Annotated in this window: 21 protein-coding genes; 5 read left to right on the forward strand and 16 right to left on the reverse strand. The window is 71.3% G+C overall.

Annotated elements, in window-relative coordinates; all coding sequences use genetic code 11:
* Window positions 1-15: 15 nt before the first annotated feature.
* Window positions 16-1,374 (reverse strand): ABC transporter substrate-binding protein, encoded by a 1,359-nt coding sequence (locus AC0VYL_RS17630; protein WP_475454178.1) that lies wholly within the window; start codon window positions 1,372-1,374, stop codon window positions 16-18.
* Between the two features lie 215 nt (window positions 1,375-1,589).
* On the opposite strand from AC0VYL_RS17630, the gene AC0VYL_RS17635 reads away from it, so the two are divergent.
* The 4 genes from AC0VYL_RS17635 (at window position 1,590) to AC0VYL_RS17650 (ending at window position 5,807) form a co-directional block, all read left to right on the forward strand.
* The gene (locus tag AC0VYL_RS17635) at window positions 1,590-2,537 is read left to right on the forward strand and encodes a sugar-binding transcriptional regulator (protein ID WP_475454180.1); all 948 of its coding nucleotides are present in this window, start codon (window positions 1,590-1,592) and stop codon (window positions 2,535-2,537) included.
* Window positions 2,538-2,578: 41 nt separating this feature from the next.
* Window positions 2,579-3,970 (forward strand): xylulokinase, encoded by a 1,392-nt coding sequence (gene xylB, locus AC0VYL_RS17640; protein ID WP_475480884.1) that lies wholly within the window; start codon window positions 2,579-2,581, stop codon window positions 3,968-3,970.
* Between the two features lie 83 nt (window positions 3,971-4,053).
* Entirely contained in the window at window positions 4,054-4,482 is a 429-nt protein-coding gene (locus tag AC0VYL_RS17645; RefSeq protein ID WP_475480885.1) for a hypothetical protein, read from the forward strand.
* The gene (locus AC0VYL_RS17650; RefSeq protein WP_475480886.1) at window positions 4,479-5,807 is read left to right on the forward strand and encodes a hypothetical protein; all 1,329 of its coding nucleotides are present in this window, start codon (window positions 4,479-4,481) and stop codon (window positions 5,805-5,807) included. The genes AC0VYL_RS17645 and AC0VYL_RS17650 overlap by 4 nt, the downstream gene beginning before the upstream one ends.
* 12 nt (window positions 5,808-5,819) lie before the next feature.
* On the opposite strand, the gene AC0VYL_RS17655 is transcribed toward AC0VYL_RS17650, so the two are convergent.
* The 3 genes from AC0VYL_RS17655 to AC0VYL_RS17665 all read right to left on the reverse strand — a co-directional run bounded on the left by AC0VYL_RS17655 (window position 5,820) and on the right by AC0VYL_RS17665 (window position 8,942).
* Complete coding sequence (locus tag AC0VYL_RS17655; protein WP_475480887.1) at window positions 5,820-6,221, reverse strand: tetratricopeptide repeat protein; 402 nt, start codon at window positions 6,219-6,221, stop codon at window positions 5,820-5,822.
* 205 nt (window positions 6,222-6,426) lie between these two features.
* A complete protein-coding gene (metX, locus tag AC0VYL_RS17660; protein WP_475483531.1) occupies window positions 6,427-7,566 on the reverse strand; it encodes a homoserine O-acetyltransferase MetX in 1,140 nt (379 codons plus the stop codon).
* 59 nt (window positions 7,567-7,625) lie between these two features.
* Window positions 7,626-8,942: a bifunctional o-acetylhomoserine/o-acetylserine sulfhydrylase gene (locus tag AC0VYL_RS17665; protein ID WP_475480888.1), complete on the reverse strand. Its 1,317-nt coding sequence runs from the start codon at window positions 8,940-8,942 to the stop codon at window positions 7,626-7,628.
* A gap of 210 nt (window positions 8,943-9,152) precedes the next feature.
* On the opposite strand from AC0VYL_RS17665, the gene AC0VYL_RS17670 reads away from it, so the two are divergent.
* Window positions 9,153-11,651: an ATP-dependent Clp protease ATP-binding subunit gene (locus tag AC0VYL_RS17670; protein WP_475454194.1), complete on the forward strand. Its 2,499-nt coding sequence runs from the start codon at window positions 9,153-9,155 to the stop codon at window positions 11,649-11,651.
* 39 nt (window positions 11,652-11,690) lie between these two features.
* On the opposite strand, the gene AC0VYL_RS17675 is transcribed toward AC0VYL_RS17670, so the two are convergent.
* From AC0VYL_RS17675 to casA, 12 genes are all read right to left on the reverse strand, one after another.
* Window positions 11,691-12,767: a glycoside hydrolase family 5 protein gene (locus AC0VYL_RS17675; RefSeq protein ID WP_475454196.1), complete on the reverse strand. Its 1,077-nt coding sequence runs from the start codon at window positions 12,765-12,767 to the stop codon at window positions 11,691-11,693.
* A gap of 177 nt (window positions 12,768-12,944) precedes the next feature.
* The gene (locus tag AC0VYL_RS17680) at window positions 12,945-13,127 is read right to left on the reverse strand and encodes a hypothetical protein (RefSeq protein ID WP_475480889.1); all 183 of its coding nucleotides are present in this window, start codon (window positions 13,125-13,127) and stop codon (window positions 12,945-12,947) included.
* Window positions 13,124-14,272: an SDR family NAD(P)-dependent oxidoreductase gene (locus tag AC0VYL_RS17685; RefSeq protein WP_475480890.1), complete on the reverse strand. Its 1,149-nt coding sequence runs from the start codon at window positions 14,270-14,272 to the stop codon at window positions 13,124-13,126. Before AC0VYL_RS17685 ends, AC0VYL_RS17680 begins: the two co-directional genes overlap by 4 nt.
* A gap of 158 nt (window positions 14,273-14,430) precedes the next feature.
* Window positions 14,431-15,072 carry a VOC family protein gene (locus AC0VYL_RS17690; protein WP_475480891.1) on the reverse strand — a complete coding sequence of 214 codons (642 nt, stop codon included), beginning with the start codon at window positions 15,070-15,072 and terminating at the stop codon, window positions 14,431-14,433.
* 123 nt (window positions 15,073-15,195) lie between these two features.
* Window positions 15,196-15,963, reverse strand: coding sequence for an endo alpha-1,4 polygalactosaminidase (locus tag AC0VYL_RS17695; protein WP_475480892.1), 768 nt, complete (start codon window positions 15,961-15,963; stop codon window positions 15,196-15,198).
* A gap of 247 nt (window positions 15,964-16,210) precedes the next feature.
* The gene (gene cas2e, locus AC0VYL_RS17700) at window positions 16,211-16,564 is read right to left on the reverse strand and encodes a type I-E CRISPR-associated endoribonuclease Cas2e (protein ID WP_475480893.1); all 354 of its coding nucleotides are present in this window, start codon (window positions 16,562-16,564) and stop codon (window positions 16,211-16,213) included.
* Complete coding sequence (cas1e, locus tag AC0VYL_RS17705) at window positions 16,561-17,505, reverse strand: type I-E CRISPR-associated endonuclease Cas1e (RefSeq protein ID WP_475480894.1); 945 nt, start codon at window positions 17,503-17,505, stop codon at window positions 16,561-16,563. The genes cas2e and cas1e overlap by 4 nt, the downstream gene beginning before the upstream one ends.
* On the reverse strand, window positions 17,502-18,290 hold the full coding sequence (gene cas6e, locus AC0VYL_RS17710) for a type I-E CRISPR-associated protein Cas6/Cse3/CasE (RefSeq protein ID WP_475480895.1): 789 nt from the start codon (window positions 18,288-18,290) through the stop codon (window positions 17,502-17,504). Before cas6e ends, cas1e begins: the two co-directional genes overlap by 4 nt.
* The gene (gene cas5e / locus AC0VYL_RS17715; protein WP_475480896.1) at window positions 18,290-19,045 is read right to left on the reverse strand and encodes a type I-E CRISPR-associated protein Cas5/CasD; all 756 of its coding nucleotides are present in this window, start codon (window positions 19,043-19,045) and stop codon (window positions 18,290-18,292) included. Before cas5e ends, cas6e begins: the two co-directional genes overlap by 1 nt.
* Window positions 19,042-20,226, reverse strand: coding sequence for a type I-E CRISPR-associated protein Cas7/Cse4/CasC (gene cas7e, locus AC0VYL_RS17720; RefSeq protein WP_475480897.1), 1,185 nt, complete (start codon window positions 20,224-20,226; stop codon window positions 19,042-19,044). Before cas7e ends, cas5e begins: the two co-directional genes overlap by 4 nt.
* Before the next feature lie 107 nt (window positions 20,227-20,333).
* Window positions 20,334-20,981, reverse strand: a complete 648-nt coding sequence (casB, locus tag AC0VYL_RS17725) for a type I-E CRISPR-associated protein Cse2/CasB (RefSeq protein WP_475480898.1) — start codon at window positions 20,979-20,981, stop codon at window positions 20,334-20,336.
* The gene (casA, locus tag AC0VYL_RS17730; protein WP_475480899.1) at window positions 20,978-22,708 is read right to left on the reverse strand and encodes a type I-E CRISPR-associated protein Cse1/CasA; all 1,731 of its coding nucleotides are present in this window, start codon (window positions 22,706-22,708) and stop codon (window positions 20,978-20,980) included. The genes casB and casA overlap by 4 nt, the downstream gene beginning before the upstream one ends.
* Between the last annotated feature and the right edge of the window lie 10 nt (window positions 22,709-22,718).

Genomic DNA, 22,718 nt, shown 5'->3' on the forward strand with positions numbered 1-22,718 from the left:
CGGCACCGGCGGTTCTCAGTCGCGGTAGCCGCCGGACTCGGCGGTCTGGTCCGCGTACTCCTGCGACTTGGCCAGGGCCTCCTCCACGGTCTGCTGTCCCGCGATGGCCGCGGAGATCTCCTGGGAGACGAGGGTGCCCAGGTCCTGGAACTCGGGGATGGACACGTACTGGACCCCGGTCCAGGGCTGCGGGTGCACTCCGGGCTGCTCCACGTCGACGTTGTCGATGGCGTCGTAGGTGGGTCCGGCGAAGGCCTCGGCGGCCTCCTGGTACTCGGGGATGTCGTAGGTCGAGATCCGGGAGCCGGGCGGGACGCGCTCCCAGCCCAGTTCCTCACCGACGAGCTGGTGGTACTCCTTCGACGTGGCCCAGGAGACGAACTCCCACGCGGCCTCGGGGTCGGTGGAGGTGGAGGGGATCGACAGGGCCCAGGCCCACAGCCAGCCCGCGTGGTCGGTCTCCATGGTCGGCGCGGCGACGTAGCCGATGTCACCGACGACGCTGCTGGAGTCCGGGTCCTCCAGGTTGCCCGCCGCGACGGTGGAGTCGTAGAACATGGCGGCGTCGCCCTGGGCCATGGTCGTGAGGCACTCGGTGAAGCCCGCGTTGGGGGCGCCCGACTGTCCGTGGTCGCGGACGAGGTCCACGTACGTCTGGACGGCCTCCTCCACCTCGGGCGAGTCGAGGTGGGCGTTCCAGTCCTCGTCGTACCACTGGCCGCCGTAGGTGAGGATCACGGAGTTGAGCGGCGCCAGGAGTTCGCCCCAGCCCGGGACCCCGCGCAGGCAGATCCCGGCGGTGCCGGCGTCCGGGTCGTCCAGTTCGGCCGCGAACCCGGCGACCTCCTCCCAGGTGGGCCGGTCCGGCATGTCCAGGCCCGCCTCCTCGAAGAGGTCCTCCCGGTACATGAGGAAGGAGGACTCCCCGTAGAAGGGGGCCCCGTACATCTGGTCCTCGTGGGAGAGGGCGGAGCGGACGGTGGGGATGATGTCGTCGATCTCGTAGCCGGGGTCGGCGGCGTACTCGTCGAGGCTGAGAATCCACTGGTTCTCGGCCCAGATCGGCACCTCGTAGGTCCCGATGGTGACGACGTCGTACTGGCCGCCCTGGGTGGCGATGTCCTGGGTCACGCGGTCGCGGAGCTGGTTCTCGGGCAGGACCACGAACTCGACCGTGATGTCGGGGTGCGCGTCGTTGAACTCCGACGCGAGCGCCTCGATGTCCTCCATCTGCGGGTTGGAGACCGTGGCGACGGTGACGATCCGGTCGCCGTCCGCCCCGGCGCCCCCGGCCCCCGAGCAGCCGGTGGCGACCAGGGCCAGCCCGGTGGCCGCCGCCACCAGCGGCACGCCTCGCGGTGCGTTCGTGATCATGACTTCCTCCTGGGGGTAGGCAGGCGAGGACCGCGGGACCACGCGAGGGGGATCCCGTGCGGCCTCCTCCGAGCACCGGCCGCTCATATGAGCGTTCTGGATAACACATGAGCGGCCCGGGCCTCATTTAAGTTGTGACGGGTGTCACCGGTCAACCCGTGGTGCAATAATGGGCGATACTCCGCTCATTTGAGCGACACCACTGGAGGGCGTAGATGAAGCACGCGTTCCGACCCGCGGAACTGATCCGCGCCACCGCGGTCGCCCGCAGGTACTACCTGGCGGGCGACTCCAAGATCCGCATCGCGGAGGACTTCGGCATCAGCCGGTTCAAGGTCGCACGCATCCTCGAGGAGGCCCGCGACGTCGGGATCGTCCGCATCGAGATCGCGGAGCCCACCGAGGTGGACACCGACCTCTCCCAGCGGCTGAGCACCGCCTACGGCCTCAAGCAGGCGGTGGTGGTCGCCCACGCCGGGGAGGGCGAGGCACTGCACCGCAGCCTCGGGCGCATCGCCGCCGAGTACCTCACCGAGATCCTCGAGGAGGGCGACACCCTCGGGCTGGCCTGCTCCCGTACCCTCAACGCGATGACCCTCGCCCTGGGCGACCTGCCCCGGTGCACGGTCGTGCAGCTCACCGGCGTGCTGCCCGGAGGCGTGGAGGAGAACTCGGTGGAACTCGTGCGGCGGGTGGCCAGCCTCGCGCGCGGCCCGGCCTTCCCCGTCTACGCCCCTCTGGTCGTGTCCGACCCCGGTACGGCGGAGGCGTTGCGCAGCCAACCCCAGGTGGCCGACGCCATGCAGCGCTACGGCGAACTCGACAAGGCCGTGGTCGCCATCGGTTCGTGGTCCCCCACGCTCTCCCTGGTCCGCGACGCCCTCTCCCCCGCCGAGGGCGCCTCCCTCGAACGCGAGGGGGTCCAGGCGGAGGTGTGCGCACGCACCGTGGACGTGCACGGCTCCCCCATCGCACCCGAGCTGACCTCACGCGTCATCGCCATCACCCTGGACCAGCTCCGCGCGGTCCCCGAGGTCATCGCCGTGGCCGGGGGCTCGGGCAAGGCCCAGGCCATCCACTCCACCCTCAAGACCGGGGTGATCTCCTCACTGGTCACCGACACCACGACCGCGCACATCCTCCTCGAGTCAGCCATGACCTGACCTCCACGACCGCTTCGACCCCTCACTCACACGGAGCACACATGACGCTGGTTGCCGGAATCGACAGTTCGACCCAGTCCTGCAAGATCGTGGTCTGCGACGCCACCACCGGCAAGGTGGTGCGCGAGGGCCGCGCGCCGCACCCCGACGGAACCGAGACCGATCCCGCGCACTGGTGGACGGCGCTGACCACCGCCTCCTCCGGGCTGCTCGACGGCGTCGCGGCCGTGTCCGTGGCCGGTCAACAGCACGGCATGGTGGTGGTCGACGAGGACGGCCGGGTCGTGCGGCCCGCACTGCTGTGGAACGACGCCCGCTCCGCCGGCGCCGCGCGCGACCTGGTCGAGGAGCTCGGCGGCCCCGGGGCCTGGGCGGACGCGGTGAGCAACGTGCCCGTGGCCAGCCTGACCGTCACCAAGCTCCGCTGGCTCGCCCGGAACGAACCGGACAACGCCGCCCGGGTGCGCGGGGTGATGCTCCCCCACGACTGGTTGACCTGGCGGCTGGGCGGCGCCCGTACCGCGCCGACCACCGACCGGGGCGACGCCTCGGGTACCGGGTACTGGTCGCCGTCCGAGGGCGCCTACCGCACCGACCTGCTGGTCCGCGCCTTCGGCCGCGAACTCGACCTGCCCCGGGTGGCGGCCCCCTCGGAGCCGGTGGGCCACACGCCCGAGGGCGCCGTCATCGCCCCCGGCACCGGCGACAACATGGGGACCGCGCTGGGTCTGGGGCTGCGGCCGGGTGACGCCGTGGTCTCCCTCGGCACCAGCGGAACCGTGTTCGCGGCGCACGACCGGCCCGCCCACGACCCCACCGGCACCGTGTGCGGGTTCGCCGACGCCACCGGCGGGTTCCTTCCGCTGGCCTGCACCCTGAACGCGGCGCGGGTACTGAGCGCCACCGCCGCGATGCTCGGCACCGGCCTGGCCGGACTGGACGCCCTCGCCCTGAACGCCGAACCCGGGGCGGGCGGGGTGGTCCTGCTGCCCTACCTGGACGGGGAGCGCACCCCGGAACTGCCGCACGCCACCGGCTCACTGCACGGGCTGACACGGGACAACATGCGTCCGGAGAACATCGCGCGCGCCGCCGTCGAGGGCATGCTCTGCGGACTGGCCGACGGCCTGGCCGCGATGACCGCGAGCGGGGTCCCGGTCGAGCGCGTCCTGCTCGTCGGCGGGGGCGCCCGGTCGGCGGCCGTACGGGCCGTGGCACCGCTCGTGCTGGGCGCTCCCATCGTGGTGCCGCCCGCGGCCGAGTACGTGGCCATCGGTGCGGCCCGCCAGGCCGCCTGGACCCTCGCCGGAACCGCCGAACCCCCGGTGTGGCCCCTGGGCGCCCCGGATGAGGAGTCCAGCCACGAGCCCGACGTGGGCCGACGGGTCCGTGAGCGCTACGCGGAGCACCGCCGCGCCACCCACGGGGTCTGACCGGCCCCCGACAAGGAGGCGGGGATTCGGTACTCTGTCCCGTCGCGGGCCGGGCAGAACGGACACGAGTAGCGGGAGAGCACATGTCGGTCGAGGAGCGGCTGAGGGTACCCATCGGATCGGCCCCCGGCTGGTCGACGGCGCCCGACTGCCGCCGCGTGCTGGTCGTGGCGCACACCGTCACCACCCTCACGCGCCTGCTCGACATTCTTCCGCTACTCGAATCCGATCCCCGAATCCAGATCGTCTTCACCCGCGCGCGCACGTCCAATTTCCGCGAGGGCGTCACCGAATTCCTCGGTGACATCGGCGCCGTCGTCGCCCCGTGGGAACAGGCGGTGGAGGAGGAATTCGACCTCGCGATCGCCGCGAGCTACGGCGACGACCTGCACCTGATCAAGGCCCCATTGGTCGTCTTCTCCCATGGTGCCGGATACAATAAACTAATGAAACCGGAAACCGGAAACCGGAAACCGGAAACCGGAAACCGGAAACCGGAAACCGTGACGTGACGGACTCCCCGGAAACCGACGCCGTGTTCGGTCTGGCCGCCCCCACCCTGCTGCGGGACGGGGAGCTGGTCCCCGAGGCCCTCGTGCTCTCCCACACCGAGCAGCTCGACCGGCTCCGCGCCGCCTGCCCCGAGGCGGTCGGCTCCGCGGTCGTCGCCGGAGACCCCACCCACGACCGCATCCTGGCCGGGCTGCCCTGGCGCGAACGCTACCGCGACCACCTGGAGACGGGCGCGCGCAGGCTGGTCCTGGTCAGTTCCACCTGGGGGCCCACCTCCCTCCTGGGCGCCTGGCCCGGCCTCCTCGGCACCCTCCTCACCGAACTCCCGGTGGACGAGTACCGCGTGGCCCTCGCCCTGCACCCCAACGTCTGGCACGGACACGGGACCTGGCAGGTGCGGTCCTGGCTGGCCACGGCCGAACGCGCCGGGCTCCGCGTCCTGCCTCCCCGGCAGGGCTGGCAGGCGGCACTGGTCGCCGCCGACCACGTGATCGGTGACCACGGTTCGGTCACCTTCTACGGCGCCGCCCAGGGCACCCACACCATGCTGGCCGCCTTCCCCCACCACGAGATGGCCGACGGCTCCCCCATCGCCGCGTTCGGCAGGGACGCCACCCGGCTGCGCGCGGACCGACCTCTGCTGCCCCAGTTGCTGGCCGACGCCGCCGGGCACAAGCCCGACCGGTTCTCCGCCCACACCGACCTGCTCAACTCCGTACCCGGCCGGTCGGGGCAGATCCTGCGTGCGACCTTCTACCGGCTCCTGAACCTGTCCGAGCCCGAGCAGCCCCTGCGCGTCCTGCCGCCGGACCCGCCGATCCCCTACCGACGCGGCTGGCCCGACGCCGCGGACACCACGCCGCTGTGGTGCACGGTCCTCGAGGAGGAGGACGGACTCCGGGTCCGCCGACTCCCCGCGGAGGCCGTCGACGCCGGGAGGCTGCCGCTGGACCGGCCCCACCTGGCCGCCCACGCGGACGAGACCCAGGCGCGTTGGTCCGAGGCGGCCTGCCTCCTCCTGTGCGGTCCCGGGTCGGAGGGCCCCCGGGGGGCCGTCTCCTGGGAACGGCTGCGGGTTCGGCTGGCCGATCACCCGCGCGCCCACCTGGCGGTGGCGGCGGACGGCCCCGACTGCCTGGTCGTCGACCGCGACGGGGCGCGGGTACGCCTCGTGGCGGACTCCCCCCGGCACGGGGCCGACCCCACCGCGGCGGCCTCCGCCTACTGGCACCTGTGGGTCGGGGGACGGGCACCCGAGCGGGACCTCGCGGTGTTCCTGGGCGAGCAGCGGCTCACCTTCACCGTCCACCGGGAAGGTGAGTGACCCCGGGGCGGGTCAGGCGCCGATCCGCTCCCGGACCTCGGCGGCCTCCCGACCGGCCTCGGCGCTCTCGTAGGCTTCCAGGGCTCGGCCCAGTTCCGCGCGGGCGGCCGCCGGGTCGCGGTCCTCGACGGCGTCCGCGCGCGCCACGTACACGTCTCCGACCCGGCGCTGGTCTCCGAGGTGGCGGTGCGAAGCGACCGCTTCGTCGTACTCCTCCAGTGCCTCGTCGATCCGCCCCTGGCGGACCCGCAGGTCGGCCAGGGCCTTGTGCGCGCGGGCCCGGTTCTGGTGGTCGTCCTCGGAGAGCAGCCCCAGGGCCCGGAGGATGAGCGGCTCGGCCTGTGTCAGCCGACCGGCACCCAGGTGGCACACGCCCTCCTTGCGCACCATGATGAGCAGCGCCCTCGGGTCCACCTCACGGGTGCGTCACTGCCGGGGGCACCGGCAGCCTGTCCGGACCTGGCCGGGTGCTCTCCAGCGCTCGTGGCCTGGGGCAGTTGGAGGGGTTGCTGGCCCTGGCGGACCTGCGTCTGACCGCCGAGGAGTCGGCGCTCCTGGACGCGGCCTCGGCCTGAGCCCTTCGGCCCGGGGCAGGCGTGCGGGTCGCGGCCCGCGCCGCTCACCCGGTGTCGGAGAGCAGTTCCCCGACCAGCGCGGCGACCTGCTCGGTCTCGACGAGGAAGCCGTCGTGGCCGTGCGCCGACCCGATCACCCGTACCTGACCGGGCCGGGGCAGGTGGCGGGCGATCTCCCGCTGCTGCGAGAGCGGATACAGGTGGTCGCTGTCGACCCCCGCCACGATCGTCCGCTCCGGCATCGCGGCCAGCGCGGCAGCGACCCCGCCACGGCCGCGTCCGACGTCGTGCCCGTTCATCGCCTCGGTGAGCAGTACGTAGCTGGCCGGGTCGAAGCGGCGGGCCAGCTTCCACGCCTGGTGGTCGAGGTAGGACTCCACCGCGTACCGCCCCTCGGAGCCGGGGTCCTCGCCCCGCTGGGCGGACCGGCCGAAGCGCGCGTCGAACTCGCCCGCCCCGCGATAGGTGACGTGGGCGATCCGGCGCGCGACCCCGAGGCCGTCCACCGGCGCGCGGCCGGTGGAGTGGTAGTCGCCGCCGAACCAGTCCGGGTCCGCTCGTACGGCGTGCAGCTGCGGGGCGGCCCAGGCGATCTGCCTGGCCGTGGTGGCGGCGGGGCAGGCCAGGACCAGGGCCCGACGGACCCGCCCTGGGAGGGTGATCGCCCACTCCAGGGCGCGCATCCCGCCCATGGATCCGCCGAGCACGGCCGCCCACGCGTCCACGCCCAGCGCGTCCGCGAGCGCCTCCTCGGCGCGGACGGTGTCGCGCAGGGTGATCCGGGGGAACCGGCTCCCCCACGGCCGACCGTCGGGGGCGTCCGAGGACGGACCGGTGCTGCCCTGGCAGCCGCCCAGGACGTTGGGGGCCACCACCAGGTAGCGGTCGGTGTCCAGCGCCCGCCCGGGACCGACGATCCCCTCCCACCAGCCGGGGCTGGGCTGGCCGGGGCCGGGCGGTCCGGCCAGGTGGGCGTCGCCGGTGAGGGCGTGCAGGACCAGCACCGCGTTGGCGCCCTCGGGGTTGAGGCGCCCCCAGGTCTGGTAGGCCAGGCGCACCCCGGGCAGGTGCTCCCCCGACTCCAGCTCCAGGGGTCGGTCCAGCCGGACCCAACGGCGCCGTCCGACCGGGTCGCCCTCACGCCAGCCGCCCCGGGCCGGCCGGGTCGCGGCCGGAACCGTCAGGGCCGGGTCCGGCCCGTCCTGGCGCGGACGGGCCGGACCCGCCGGTCGCGGACGACCGGTCACTGGTGCGCCTTGGCGGCGCGGAAGCCGAGTTCGAGATCCGCGCGCAGGTCGTCGACGTGTTCCAGGCCCACCGCCAGCCGGACCAGCCCGGGCGTGACCCCCGCGGTGACCTGTTCCTCGGGGGCGAGCTGGCTGTGGGTGGTGCTGGCCGGGTGCACGATGAGGCTGCGCACGTCACCGATGTTGACGAGCTGGCTGAACAGTTCGGTGCCGTCGACGAAGGCCCGTCCGGCGTCCACTCCCCCGCGCAGCTCGAAGGACAGGACCGCCCCCGCACCCCGGGGCAGGTACTTCCGGGCCAGGGTGTGGAAGGGGCTGGAGGGCAGGCCCGCGTAGTGGACGCGTTCGACCTCGTCCCGCGCCTCCAACCACTCGGCCAGCGCCTGGGTGTTGCTGGCGTGGCGGTCGATCCGCAGTGAGAGGGTCTCCACTCCCTGCAACACGAGGAAGGAGTTGAGCGGGGCGATGGCGGCGCCGGTGTCGCGCAGCAGTTGGACACGGAGCTTGGCGGCGTAGGCGCCGGGGCCGAGCGCGTCCCAGTACCTGAGCCCGTGGTAGCTGGGGTCGGGCTCCACGAATCCGGGGAAGCGGTCCCCGTGCGCGCCGAAGTCGAAGCTGCCCGCGTCCACGACCGCCCCGGCGACGGTGGTGCCGTGCCCGCCGAGGTACTTGGTGGCGGAGTGCACGACGACGTCGGCGCCGAAGTCGATGGGACGCAGCAGGTAGGGGGTGGGCACGGTGTTGTCGACGATCAGCGGGACGCCGGTCTCGTGGGCGGTGTCGGCCACCGCGCGCACGTCCAGGACGTTGCCGCCGGGGTTGGCGAGGGTCTCCGCGAAGTAGAGCTTGGTCTCGGGGCGGGTGGCGGCGCGCCACGAGTCGGGGTCGTCCTGGTCCTCGACGAAGGACACCTGGACGCCGAGTTTGGGCAGCGTGTGGTGGAGGAGGTTGTAGGTGCCGCCGTACAGCAGCGAGCTGGCGACCAGGTGGTCACCCGCGCCGACCAGGTTGAGCAGCGCCGCGGTGACGGCGGCCGAACCGGAGGCGAAGGCGACCGCCCCCACACCGCCCTCCAGGGCGGCGACGCGCTGTTCGAGGACGTCCTGGGTGGGGTTGCCGATGCGGGTGTAGATGTTGCCGGGCTCGGCCAGGCTGAACAGGTCCGCGCCGTGCTGGCTGTCCCGGAAGACGTACGAGGTGGTCTGGTAGATCGGGGTGGCCCGCGCGAGGGTCGCGGGGTCGGGCTCGGCCCCGGCGTGGATCTGCTGGGTCTCGAAGGACCAGGACCGGATCCGGGTGGTGTCGGTGCTCAACGAACGCCCCTTTACACAGAAAGCCGACTGGAAAAGTAGGGAATCGTTTCGAGGCTAGCACTCCCCCGCCGACCCTGGCCAGGGATCAGCCGAACCCTCCCCATGCGCGGGTGGTACCGCCCGATTCAGGTGGTTTCACTTAGGGTGATTGTGCGACTCCGACGGGCCACCGCACCGCCCGTCCGTCAACACCACGGGGGACGACACGACATGAGCACCGACCTTCCCGACGGCCCGGGTGACGACCCGGGCTCCTTCGACGAGTTCCTCGCGCGGTTCCTCAGCGGGTCACGGGGGCCCGTCCGCCGCGTCGACCTCTCCAAACTGATGGACCCCGAGGCGCAGAGGGTGGCCGACTCGGCGGTCCGCCGCACCCTGGAGAGCGGCGGGGCCGACGTCGACTCCGTCCACCTGCTGTGGTCGCTCCTGCGCTACCCGCCGATCCGTGAACTGCTGGGCCGCACCGACACGGACCTGGCCCCGCTGGGGGACGTGGTCGACCAGGCCGTCGCCCAGACGCCCCGGGCGGCGCGCGGTGGCTCCCCCCGGCTCACGCCCGCCGCCAAGCGCGCCTTCCTCGACTCCCTCCAGATCGCCCGCGCCACCGGCAGCACCAGCATCACGCCCGAACACCTGCTGTTCGCGCTGGCGGTCAACCCCGGCGCACCGGTCGGCCAACTCCTGCGCGACTCCGGGATCACCCCGCAGGCGCTTCAGAAGGCCGCCGGGGCGGTGCCGCCGAGCGAACAGGGCGAGACCGCGCCCTCCGACACCCCGCAGCTGGACGAGTTCGGCACCGACATGACCGCGCTCGCCCGGGAGGGGCGCCTGGACCCGGTGATCGGCCGTGAGGACGAGGTCGAACAGTGCATCGAGGTGCTGGCGCGACGGCGCAAGAACAACCCGGTGCTCATCGGTGACCCGGGCGTGGGCAAGACCGCCATCGTGGAGGGCATCGCCCAGCGCATCTTCGACGACGACGTCCCCGAGACCCTGCGCGGCCGTCGGCTGGTCCAGCTCGACCTGTCCGGCATCGTCGCGGGCACCCGGTACCGGGGCGACTTCGAGGAACGGCTCAACGCCATCGTGGACGAGATCCGCGCGCGTTCGGACGAGCTGCTGATCTTCATCGACGAGATCCACACCCTGGTCGGGGCGGGTGCCTCCGAGGGGTCGACCAGCGCCGGGAACATGCTCAAACCCGCGCTGGCCCGGGGGGAACTGCACATCATCGGCGCGACCACCGTCGACGAGTACCGCAAGAACATCGAGAAGGACGCGGCCCTGGAACGCCGGTTCCAGCCGATCCAGGTGCCCGAGCCGTCCGTCCAGGACACCGTCGAGATCCTGCGCGGCCTCCGGGACCGCTACGAGGCGCACCACCAGGTGAGGTTCAGCGACGACAGCCTCGTGGCTGCGGCGGAGCTCTCCGACCGCTACGTCACCGACCGGTTCCTGCCCGACAAGGCCATCGACCTCGTCGACCAGGCCGGAGCCAGGGTCCGGTTGCGTCTGAAGACCTCCAGCTCGGCCCTGCGCGACCTGGAACGCAAGCTCAAGGAGCTGGAGGAACGCAAGGACCGGGCGGTGCAGGACGAGGACTACGAGCGGGCCTCGGCCCTGCGCGACGAGATCAACGCGTCCAAGAGCGAGGTGCACCAGGCGCGCGGCACCGGTTCGGCGGTGCCCGAGGTGAGCCCGGCCGACATCGCCGAGGTGGTCTCACGTAGCACCGGCATCCCGGTGGCCCAGCTGACCCAGGAGGAGCGGGAGCGGCTGGTCAACCTGGAGGAGGTGCTGCACGACCGCGTGGTCGGCCAGAACGAGGCGGTCACCGCCGTCTCGGAGGCGATCCGCCGCAACCGCGCCGGGCTCGGCGACCCGGACCGGCCCGTGGGCAGCTTCCTGTTCCTGGGGCCGACCGGCGTGGGCAAGACGGAACTGGCCCGGGCCCTGGCGGAGGCGCTGTTCGGGGCCGAGGAGGCCATGGTCCGGATCGACATGAGCGAGTTCCAGGAACGGCACACCACCAGCAGGCTCACGGGGGCGCCGCCCGGGTTCGTGGGCTACGAGGAGGCGGGGCAGCTGACCGAGGCGGTCCGCCGCCACCCGTACTCGGTGCTGCTGCTCGACGAGATCGAGAAGGCCCACCCGGACGTGTTCAACCTCCTGTTGCAGCTCCTGGACGACGGTCGGCTCACCGACGGACAGGGCCGGACCGTGGACTTCCGGAACACGGTGGTCATCATGACGAGCAACCTGGGCTCGGAGGCCATCACCGGCGGCGGCCCGATGGGCTTCACCTCGGACGGGCAGATGGACCCCGACACCGAGCGCCGGGTGATGCGCCGTCTGAAGGAGGAGTTCCGCCCGGAGTTCCTGAACCGGGTGGACGAGATCATCGTCTTCAAGCAGCTGGGCGAGGACGAGATCAGGCAGATCACGACGCTCATGCTGGAGGGGACCGAGGAGCGGCTGCGCGCCCAGGACATCCAGGTGCGCTTCACCGACGAGGCCATCGACTGGCTGTCCCGACGCGGCTACCAGCCGGAGTTCGGCGCACGCCCCCTGGCCAGGACCATCCAGCGCAACGTGGGCAACCGGCTCTCCCGCATGGTGCTGGACCGCCAGGTGCTCCCCGGCGACCAGGTGGTGGTCGACGTGGACGGTGAGGACCAGCTGAGCGTGTCCACCGTTCCGCCGAGCTGACGCACCGGGTCCCGGGGGCTCCCCCGGGACCCGGGCCGGTCAGGCGGACAGTCCGCTGGTGCGGATCTGGTCGCGGATCCACTCCCCCGCGGGCTTCAGCGAGTCGGTGCCGGTGAACGGCCCGCCCGCGTCGCAGGTGCCGGTCTCGAAGACCGCGCCGGAGCGGAAGTCGTCCGAGAAGTTCCAGTTCACCCAGCTGATCTGCTCTTCGGCCATGAAGTCGAGGTAGGCCTGGGCGGCGGCGAAGTCGTTGGGACCGTCACCGGTGTGCTCCTGGGTGCCGAACTCGGTCACGAACAGGGGCAGCTCCTGGGCGGCCTCACGGAAGACGTCGAAGTGCCCGCCGCTGTGCGAGGCGGCGTAGAAGTGGTAGACGTACATGATGTTGTCGGCGTCCACCGGGTTGTCCACGATCTCGGAGTGGTCCGAGCCCTCCGAGACGCCCAGTGAGGACCAGGCGCGCGTGCCCACCAGCACGACCGCCTCGGGGTCCTGCGCCCGGATCACCGGGATGACCTCCTCGGAGTAGCCCTTCACCGAGTTCCAGGAGACCCCGTTGGGTTCGTTGGCGATCTCGTAGAGGACGTTGTCCTTGTCGGCGTGCTCGGCGGCGATCTCGGCGAAGAACTCCTTCGCGCGGTCCGTGTTGTGGTTCGGGTCGCCGGGCGTGAGCATGTGCCAGTCGACGATCACGTAGAGGCCGCGAGCGGTGCCCTCCTCGATGAGCTCGTGCACCCGGTCGGTGAAGCCGCGCGGGTCGGTCTCGTATCCGCCCTCCTGGATGTACATGGACACCCGCAGGACGTCGGCCCGCCAGTCCTGGGCCAGGGCGTCGAGCGAGGCGTCCGTCAGACACTGGTCGTACCACTGGAGCCCGTGCGAGCTCATACCGGTGAGTTGGATCGGCTGGCCGCTCTCGTCGCAGAGCTTGAGGCCGCACACCCGGAGCTGCCCGTGCTCGTCGACCGCGCTGAGCGCGGTCTCGTCGGAGACGGGGGCGACCTCGTCCGTGGAGCCGCCCGGGAACAGGGCGGCGCCCATCAGGAGCGCTCCCAGAGCGGTGATCCCGAGGGTCCTGAAGGGGTGTCTGCGGGGGGTGGAGCGGTGACGCGCCATGGAGGACCTCCAGCGGGGTACGGACCGGCGCCGCGCGAGGGGGTTCACGCGGTCCGGATCCGGAAGGAGTGTTATCTGAAGAAGCTAGGCTCCGGTCGCTCAGACGTCAAGAGTGGTGACCCATGGTGATCATCTGCTCCGGGGAGTACCCGGTCGGGCACGCCCCGGAGCCGCCGCTCAGGCGGGTTCGGGCTGGGGCTCGGGTCCGGGCGGCTCGGGAACCGGCATGGGGCCCGGTTCGGGGACCGGGGTCGGGCTCGGCTCCGGCGGCACGGGCTCGGGCGGCATCGGCGCCGGAGGGAAGGGGTCCGGCGGCATGGGGTCGGGTTGCCGCTGTGTCGGGGCGGAGTTCTCACTCATAGGGTGTCCTCCTCGTTCCGTTGGGAGATCCGTTCGACTCGGGAGCGCTGGTTCATGCGGCGGCCCGCCCGCTCGTTGAGCACCGTGACGGCGCCGACCAGGCGTCCCAGCCTGCTCTGACCCGCCTCGGAGCCGGGGCGCTCCTCCACGTGCCGGGGCGCGTCGGGCAGCAGTCGGCCGACCAGCCGCATCGCCCCCTGGGTGAGTCCGGGCGCGACACCGTGCACCGCCATCCCCGCCCGGGCCATGGGGGAGATCACGAGGAAGCCCCGGCGCCGGGCCGTGGCGCGCACGATGCGCCGGGCCGCGTGTTCGGCGCTCACGCTCACCAGGGGCAGCCCGGCGGCCAGCGCGAACCACGCGTACTCGCGTTCGGGGTCCCCGGTGAAGACCACGCCCCGGTGGGAGCCGGTGCGCATCAGCCCGGGCACCACGGTGGTCACCCGCACGCCGCTGCCGGCGGTCTCCGCCGCCATGCCCTCGGACAGCGCGGCCCAGGCGTGCTTGGCGGTGGAGTAGGGCAGCAGGTGCGGCACGGACAGGTAGGCGCCGATCGAGGTGATGTTGACGATGGTGCCCCGGGTGCGACGCAGGCGGTCCACCGCCGCTCGGGACAGGTGGAACGGGCCCCAGAACATGACGTCCATGGCCTGCCGGAAGTGGTCCTCCGTGAGGGTCTCCTGAGGGCCCACTCGCATGATCCCGGCCGAGTTGACCACCGCGTCCAGACGGCCGAAGTGCCGTTCGGCCTCGTCGAGCAGGTCCTCGACCGCGTCCGCGTCGGTGACGTCGCAGACCACGCCGTGCGCCCGCACTCCCCTGCCGGAGAGCTCGGCCACCGCGCGGTCCAGGCCCTCCTGGCCGCGCGCGCAGATCACCACGGAGGCCCCGCTGGCGCCGAACTCGCGGGCCAGCTGGAGGCCGAGTCCCCGGGAGCCGCCGGTGATCAGCACGACCTTGCCGTTCATCAGCCCGGATCGACGGCGTTCGGACAGCGCCGAGGCGCCGACCCCGAGAGCGGCCCCGGCCGCGCCCCAGAGGAGGAGTTCCCCGTGGTTCCCGGGCTCGGGCTCGGGCGCCCGCTTGCGGCGGGACCACACCCACCGGAGTCCGGCCAGCGCGAGGGGTACCTTCCAGCCGCTCACCGTGCGCCCTCCCGGTCAGCGGGCGTGTGCTGGGCCTGCGGCATGTGCTCCCCTGTTCGTCGGTTACGGCGGGGGGATGTGGGTGCTGCGGTACCCGACATGAGTGGGTCGAAAACGACGGCTGGGAAGAGATGGGGGAATCCGGGTTCCCCCGTTGGTCAGCGCAGGACGAGAAGACCTCGCGGACCGAGCAGGTCCGCCTCCAACAGGGGCCGCGGCCCCCGGCGGAGGTCGAGGTCGACACCCAACGCCTCCAAGGCGGGCGCCAGCGACTCCGGATCGGGGTGCTCCGCGCGCAGGGCCAGCAGTTCGAGCGAGGGCAGGTCTCCCAGACCGGGCTGCGGGGTCCGCCCCCAGTCGATGAGGAACGGCACCGGCGCCGGGTACTCGTCGGGCTCCCGCTTGGCCAGAAGCCACCGCAGCACGGTTCCGTCCGGAGTGGTCCGGGACCACGGATCCACGTCACCGGGATCGTGGCCCACCGCTCGGGCCCGCTCGACGACGGTCTCCAGGTCACCGTCGACGCGCACCGCGAAGGTCGCCAGGTGGGGACGGTCCAGGTCGGCCAGCCCGAAGACACGCACCGGCCCCACCTGCTCGGGATCGGGGCCGACGATCTCCAGGTAGTAGGGCGCGCGCCGACCTTCCACGGTCAGCGCCACCAGGGCGTTGGCCGACCCCACCGGGTGCGAACCGCCGCGGGCGGGCGTCACCCCGCTCCACCGGGCGAAGTCGGTGACCGCCTCCTCGAGATCGGGCACCGCGTACACGAGGTGGTCCAGCGTGCCGGGGAAACTCATCCAGCCCTCCTTGTCTTGACCTCAACCAACTTCAGCTCCCGGGGGTGACGGCCTACGACCACCCCGGGACAGACTCCACGGCCGACCACTGATCGGGCTGAGCCTGGAAGCCGCCGCCTTCGGCTAGCACTCCGCGTACACGTACTCGGGGTCCCCGGGCTCGACCAGGTCGAGGTCCCGCAGCACGAACCTGGACGGCACGTCGGGATTCTCGCACTCCACGTCGAAGTTGGTCCCGGCGTCGTCCAGGTCCCCGGGGTATTCGACGGCGATCACGTCGCTCCCGTAGACGTCCGTGTAGGCGGGGCACTCCGCCCACGCCGCACAGGACTCGGCGACCGCGAAGTCGAACCCGGCCTCGTCCCTGCCCTGCTGGGCCACCTCGGCCGCGTTCTTCTGCCCGGCGTCGAGCCCGCCCTCGTGTGCCAACCCGACGATCTCCTCGGCCAGCGCCAGGTTGTCGTCCACGGTCAGCGCCCCGTTCGACCGCAGGTAGGAGTCCAGGTTGTCGAACTCGACGGCGTCGAACCCCGCCTCAGAGCAGCGGTCGATGGTCTCCCCCAGGATCTCCGCGATCCGCCCCCGTTTCTCCTCCGTCGAGGTGTCCAGGAGCATCTCGTCGGGCCATCCCGGATCCGCGACCGGTTCCCCGCCCTCGTCCAGCAGCAACAGATCGGTTCCGAGCCAGAAGTCCAGCTCCCCGGGCTGCGTCTGGAAGCCGTTGACGTAACAGACCGAATAGATTCCCGGCACCGGCTCCGCCGTGGAGTCACGCACCACCGTGGTCACCCCGTCCGGCGGCGGGTAGGCACCGCCCAACTGGTAGTCGGCCCCGCCCTCCGGTAGGACCTCAGCACCACACCCCGCGAGCAGCAGGGAGAGACCCGCCACCCACCAAACCCGACCGCCCACAACTTCCCCCTACCTTGACCGCCCCAGTCAAGCAGGCCGTTCCCATCCCCGCGTGCGCGGGGAGCAGGAGAAGTTCTTCAAGCGCCTGGCCAACATCTCGGGTCCATCCCCGCGTGCGCGGGGAGCAGACTTTTTGACCAGGAAACTTACCAGTGGCAAAAGGTCGTTTTTCCAACTTCTCGGAATTTGGACACCAAAGACAAAAACCCCATAGGCACCTTGTGGCTCATCGATTCCCGAACCTTCTCCGCTGGGCAGCCTTGCTCCAACCGGCCTTGGGAGTAGTGGCCGGACTTCTGCGGGTTGGATTCTTGGGGCGATGCATCAGCACCAGCCCCTCGTGGTCCCTGGGCTCCCAATCATGCTCGAACGTGTCGAAGGCGAACCCCTGTTCCGAGTCGTTCCCGTACACGAGCAGCGCCCGACCGTTGTTCGCGTACTCCCGGACCTCAGCCCACAGCGCTTCCCTAACCCTGTGAGAGGGATTGCCGATGAACACGCCCGCAGAGATCTCCATAAGCCAACGGCTGAGGAAGCCCCTCAGTCCCTTGGGACATTTGGCCAGAACGATGACCGTCACCACACCACCTCGTCAGGATGGTGCCTCCCAGCCTCCAACAGCTGCCCATCGTCACCAACGAGGCCGACCGAGTCCTCGTCTGACTCTTCGCAGCTCGCGTCCCCGAGAAGAAGCTTCCTGACGTCCCGGACACACCTGTCGAGCAGGCCCTCCTCGTTGATCCGATCCCGCAGAAGTCTCCGGGTCACCCCATCAACGTCGTCATCACCCTGCGCAGCGGCATCAAAAGCCACCGGTATCCCGATCTCCACCTTGTAGAGGTCCGCGATGTCCATCACGAACCCCCGATCGTGCCCCGAGTGCACGAAACCCAACCCGGGGCTGCATCCCAGAGCGACCGTCACCGTGTGCGCCACCCCGTAGAGACACTGTGCCGCGGAGGTGATCCCCTTGTTCGGCGCGTCGGACATGTCATGTTGACCAGGTTTGTACTTGCGCCCCTTCCAGGTCACCCCGGTACGTTCCGACTCAGCCTGATAGCACTTCCTCACTCGGCCGCTTTCCTTGCCGAGCAACTGCTGGCGGCTGAAGGCCTCCACGTCCAGGTCCGGGAAGCGCATCCTGTACATCGCCCGTGCGACGTCCAGCCGACGTTGACGGTTGGCCCATGCAGCAGCCTGTGCCTCCACCATCCGGGACGAGGTCGTCAGCCCTCGCCCCGCCGCGTAGAAGCGGACCCCATGCTCACCCACCCAGACGACGCTGGCTCCGCACTCCCCAAGGACCTTCATCGCAGCCTGGGTCACGGTGGTCCCAGGCCCCAGGAGAAGGGTCCCGATGGTCGCTCCGGGTATGTACCTCGTGCCGTCCCCGTCCTCAGCCGTGATGGCGTTGTCCTCCCGGTGCACCACGCACCGCTCCAGGTAGACGAACGACACCCGGTCCTTCATCCGGGTCAGCTCACGTGGTGAGGGCGTCCGCCTCCTCCCGACCGTCGTCACCGTTCACCCACCGGGGCCAGGGTCATGAGACCGCATCCGTACGCCTTGGCACGGCCGATACCCGCGCTCAGGGCCTGGCGCAGCGCGTCGGGATCGGTGACGGTCAGTCTCCCGTCGAAGGTCGCGGTCACCACGGGCACCCGCATCCGTTTCCCCTTCCGCTCGGGCCTCGGGTCGGGTTTGTCGAAGCCCGCGCTGTTGCGGTCGTGAACCAGTAGTTCGTAGCCATCCATTTCCGGCAGAGCCGGGTCAGCACCTGCGGCGCGCAGCACCTCGAACCCGCACTTCTCCTGCCGTTTCAGCAGCCACCCGGCCTGGTGCCGGGGGGTGACGTGCGCGGTGGGCTTGGTCTCCTCCCCGTCCTTGCGCCTGATGCTGTGCACCGGGTTGGCCGTCAACCGGAACGCCCAGGTCTGTCCGGTCTCCAGCCGGGACAGGAACCCGCTGTAGTCGAGTGTCTGCCACCCCGGCCCCTCTTCTGCCTGGGGCCAGCCGGCCTGCTCCACCAGGTGGGTGAGCTCGGGCCTGCTGGGGCTCACCACGTAGAGGAGCACCTCCGCACTGGCGTTGCGATCCAAACGCCACAGGACTCGCGGCCTGCCTCCGTCACTGCCGGTCCGGCTGACGGGTCCCGCGATCCCGGCCAGCGGGTCGCTGGCAGAGGCGGCGCTGGGCAGCAGGTCGGGAAACCCGCCCATCACGGCGGCGTGCAGTGCCTGCGGCGAGGACAACAGCCTGCGTGTTCCGGGCCGATGCGTGTTGAAGCGGAAACGGGTGAGATGCATCAGGGGTCTCCCAGCGCGGACAGGGGATCGTGGGCAGGCGCGACCTTCACGCGCCGCCCCGGGATCGGGTTGGAGACGCTGACCGAATCGGCTCGGACCGCTCGCAGGCCGTACCGGCGGTGTCTCGGGTCGAAGCTGAGTGGGAGGTCACGCAGGGAATCGGCCGGGCCGTCCCCGGATGCCGCGTCCACGAGAGTGGAGAGTGCGATCTCCGCCCCCTCACGCCGTCCGCGCCGCTTCCGGTACCACTCGGAAGCCTGCCAGGGCTGGTCGCGCAGGACGTCCTCCAGCGGACTCCGCACCGGCTCGCCCAGTTCGACGGGCCGCGAGGGCGGGCAGGACCGTCTGCCCAGATAGGGGAGGTACACGGGCGCGCGCACCGCCTCGTACAGTTCGACGATCAGCTCGGGGGCGCCTTCCACCGCCGCCACGAACACCGCGTCGGAAAGGTAGAAGCGTTCGGAGACCGGCATGGACACACCGGTGACCAGGTGGTGCGCGGTCTGGTAGTCCCGTACTCGGGTACCGGGCTGGTCCACCCGCACACCGAATCGCAGCGACGCCAGATCGGCCAGATCCTCTGTCCGGTCACGTCCGAGGGAGGCGGCGAGAAGCCCGAGCACACCGCTCTTGGTGGGCGCGTTCTCGGTACCGCGCCGCGAGAATCGGGAGGAGGATCCCCAGGCCTGGAGCGGCCCCGCCAGGACCAGGGGCAGGGTGAGCGATCCGGCGGCCCCCAGGGCGGAGGCACTCACTTCGGGGCCTGCCGCCGGGCGACGGCGGAGCCGACCTGCTCAAGGAGTTCGGGAAGGGTCACGTCGGCACCCAGCCCGGAGAGCTTGGCGGTCCGGTCCCCCACCCGCACCACCCAGGTGTCGACGTCGTCAGCGGCCCCGAAGGCCCGCTCCACCTCCGGCACGTACTCCGCGAGGCGGGCGCTGGCCTGTGCCACGTGACCGGTCTCGGCCCCGACCGGCTCCTCGAAGGCCCCCACGAAGCTGATCGGCCGCTGGCTGCGCAGCTTGACGACGACCGCGTCGGGCAGGGTGTGGTTGCCGAAGGTGTTGATCTTGCCGGTGGGCAGGGACTCCACGAACCCGCGCACGAACGCCTCCACGGCGCGGCGCAGCGGTTCGGTGACGGGCTCGTCCTCACGCAGCCCCTCCCCCAGGTTCCTCCGGAGCAGGTCCACGTCGACCGCCGCGTAACGGTAGAGGGTGGAGGAGTTGAACTCGACGGTCCCGATCATGCCCGCGCCGGTCTCCTCCTCCGGGTTCCTGTCGTCGACGGCCGTGTAGTAGTCCGACTCGTTCTCCACCGCGTGCACGCTGATGGCGTGCGCGACCTGGGCGGCGGCGTCCACGTTGATGTCGGCGCCGTCAGCGACCATACGACCGAACAGGGCGATGTCCACCGAGTGCAGGGTGTCGGCGACGGTCTTGGCGCGCGCCTTGTTGTCCTTCTCCTTGAGGAAGGCCTTGATGTCGTCCCTGCCGTCAACGGCGAGCCGGGCGAGACCGTCGCGCTGGCGGGCGCTGAGGAACATCAGGTAGGCGGACTCGGGGGCGGGGGCCGCCTCACCGTTCTTCTTCGCGGCGTCGACCTTGCGCTTGGGCGGCTCGATCTTGGAACCGGTGGCGGCCTGGACGGTCTCGGCCGCCAGGGTGAGCGCCTCGCTCTCTTCGATGGAGGGGTCGATCTCCCGGATGCGGGCGGCGATCAGTTCCGCGACGCGCTTGGTGCGGGTGCCCAGGTCCTGGGGGTCGAGCAGGGCGTCGAAGGCGAGCCGCGTGGCACGCTTCCAGGCCTGGCTGGAGACCCGGGAGCGGCGTACACCGCCGTAGACGGCGGTCTTGGGGGCACCGGTGTCGTCACGGTTGAGGTTGCTGGGCGGCACGGTCTGCAACACGTGCACGTCGAGAATGGTCCGGCTCATGGGTGTGTCCTCGTTTGGTCGGTGTGTGTTCGGCGCGTGGCGCGAACAGGAGGGTTGGGGGTCGTGTCGCCGATGGCGGGGTCCGGAGCTGACCCCGCCATCGGCGGTTACTCGGCGGGGTCGGTTCCGGTCTCGTCACCCTCCGGCGTGGGCTCGGACCTGCTCGGGCGGTACGCCTGGAAGCCGCGCCCCCAGGCGCGGCGCACCCGCTCGGCTCCCGCCACGGTGCGGGTGTCGTGGAGCTGGTCCGCGAGAAGCCCGTAGTCGAGCGGAACGTCCTCGGCTCGCATGAGCTGCACGATCCCGCGCAGCCGGTCCAGGCGGGTGCTGCGACTGCTCGCGGTCTGGGCCTGGACGAACCGCTTGCGCAGGGGTTCGTCGATGTCGCCGGACGGCATGAGGCGTCGGACGGCTCCGCCGAAGTCCCTCCCTCGCCGGTGCATGCCCTTCTCACGTTTGGACTGCTGATGGAGGGCGTAGAGCGTGAGGGCCTCGTGCACGGCGGACTCCGCGTCGGGCGTGCGCGGATCGTTGACGTGGAAGGTCTCGTAGAAGCGGTGGTCGATGGTGACTCCGACCAGCTCCGGCACCTCGTCGATGGTCCTGCCCGCTCCGCGACGCAGTTTGGCCAGAGTGGCGACCGCGTCGGGGTGATCCCGGAGGTATCCGGCCTGGAGCTGGCGGATACGCTCGTCGACGGCCTCACCGACCTCTCTGAGGTCGGGGACGTAGTCGGTGGCGCTCGCTGTGGTCACTGTTCTTCCTCCGTGTTCTCGGAGCCCGTGACGGGGACGGTCAGGGGCAGGGCTTTGCGCAGTGCTCTACGGAAACGCAGGTCGGCGCTGGAGGTGTTGAGCCAGAACGGGCCGCCCTTGGCGTCGAGGACGCGCCCTTCCCAGGAGGCCTCACTCGCGGACTCGATGAGCTCGTCGCCGAGGCGGGAAACGGTGTCGCGTACGGTCCGCTGCCACTGACCGTGCTGCCCCCTGCTGTAGTGCGGGTCGTCCAGGCGGGATTCGGTGTCGGCTTCCTCCTCCCGCAGCGGGGCCAGGTCGCGTAGCCAGGCGCGGAAGAGGCCGTCCAGTTCTCCGAAGCCGCGGTCGCGGGCGGTGGCCCGGGGGCCGTCACCGTCGGCCCCCGCCGCGTGCGCCAGTCCCGTGGCCAGGTCACCCAGCGCGGTGACGGCGTCCTCGGCGTCGCCGACCGCCGTCACCGCCACCTGGGCGAGATGCGAATGGTCCCTGTGGAGCAGGATCACGGGAATGGCCACGGAGTCGTCCACGATCTCGTCGACGACCGACTGCTGGGTGCCGTAGACCGCCCCGGCCAGTCGGACCCGCAGGAGGTGGCCGCGCGGGAGGTAGCTGTCGACGGTGAGGCGGGCGATCCACTCCAGGACGCGGGGGCGCACCTGGTCGGCCGCCTCCTGACGCTGTTCGGCGCCTCGGACCTTCCCGGTCACGAGCGCGCCCAGGCCGCGCCAGGCGGCTCGCGACGGGTCGTGCTCACGGGGGAGGTAGACGGTGGCCTCACGGAGCTTCTTCTCCTGGGCGGGGCTGCGGCGCCAGGCCGACATGGGTTCGCGCAGCTGCATGTTGCGGGGGGTGAGCGGATCGCCGTAGGCGAGCAGGACACCGTGGACGCCCTCCGCGTCGTGATGCAGGCGCATGCGGCGCGTCTGCCAGGTGTAGAGATCGCGTAGCCCATGAGGGCGGGACACGGCGGCGGCGCCCTCCAGCGGTGCGGCGGTGACGGGAGGGTGTGCCCAGGCGGGCCGGTCTCGCCCCGGTTCCCGGTCAACGTCCAGGTTGGCGGTGTCGAAGGAGATGAGGTTGAGCAGGAGGGTCTGCCGGAGGTTGTCGCCCTCCGCGTACACCCCGCCCAGGTGGCCCGCCCAGCCCACACCCTGCGGGTACCCCTTGCCGCCCTTCACGCGAGGGTCGCCCTCGGCACCGGATTTGATACCGGAGGAATCGTAGGCGTGCGCGTGCACCACCCAGCGGGCGGCCTCGGCGAAGTCGAGCCGTCGGGCGCCATGGGCGCGCATGGTGAAGAACCGTGAGCCGTTGGGAACGTCGGCGACGATCCGGTCCAGCGCCGAGTACTCGCCCTTGCTGGTGTGCAGATCCGCCACCTGGAGGAAGGGGGTCCGCGGGTGCAGGAGGTCGAACCGTCCCCGGTGAGTGTCGAGGTAGGCGCGCAGCTCCGCGACCGGCAGTCCGTCGTCCCAGAGTTCGCCCCATTGCTCGACCTCCCGCGGACCGTCGAGCACGTCGTGCAGAATCGCCAGAAGGAGGCGGAGCAGCGCGAAGTCCTGGGTGGGGACGTCGCCGACCAACCGGCGCACCGACTCGGCCTGCTCGAAGACCTCGGTCAGGGACAGTTCGACCTCGCTGCCGTCCATGCGCAGTACCGGGATCCAGGGACTGCGGGTGAGGTCGAAACAGCGCGGGGGCGAGGACCCTGATTCGGATGTCGCCACGGCTGTGGGC

The sequence above is a fragment of the Nocardiopsis sp. iso_238 genome (genome assembly GCF_056173325.1).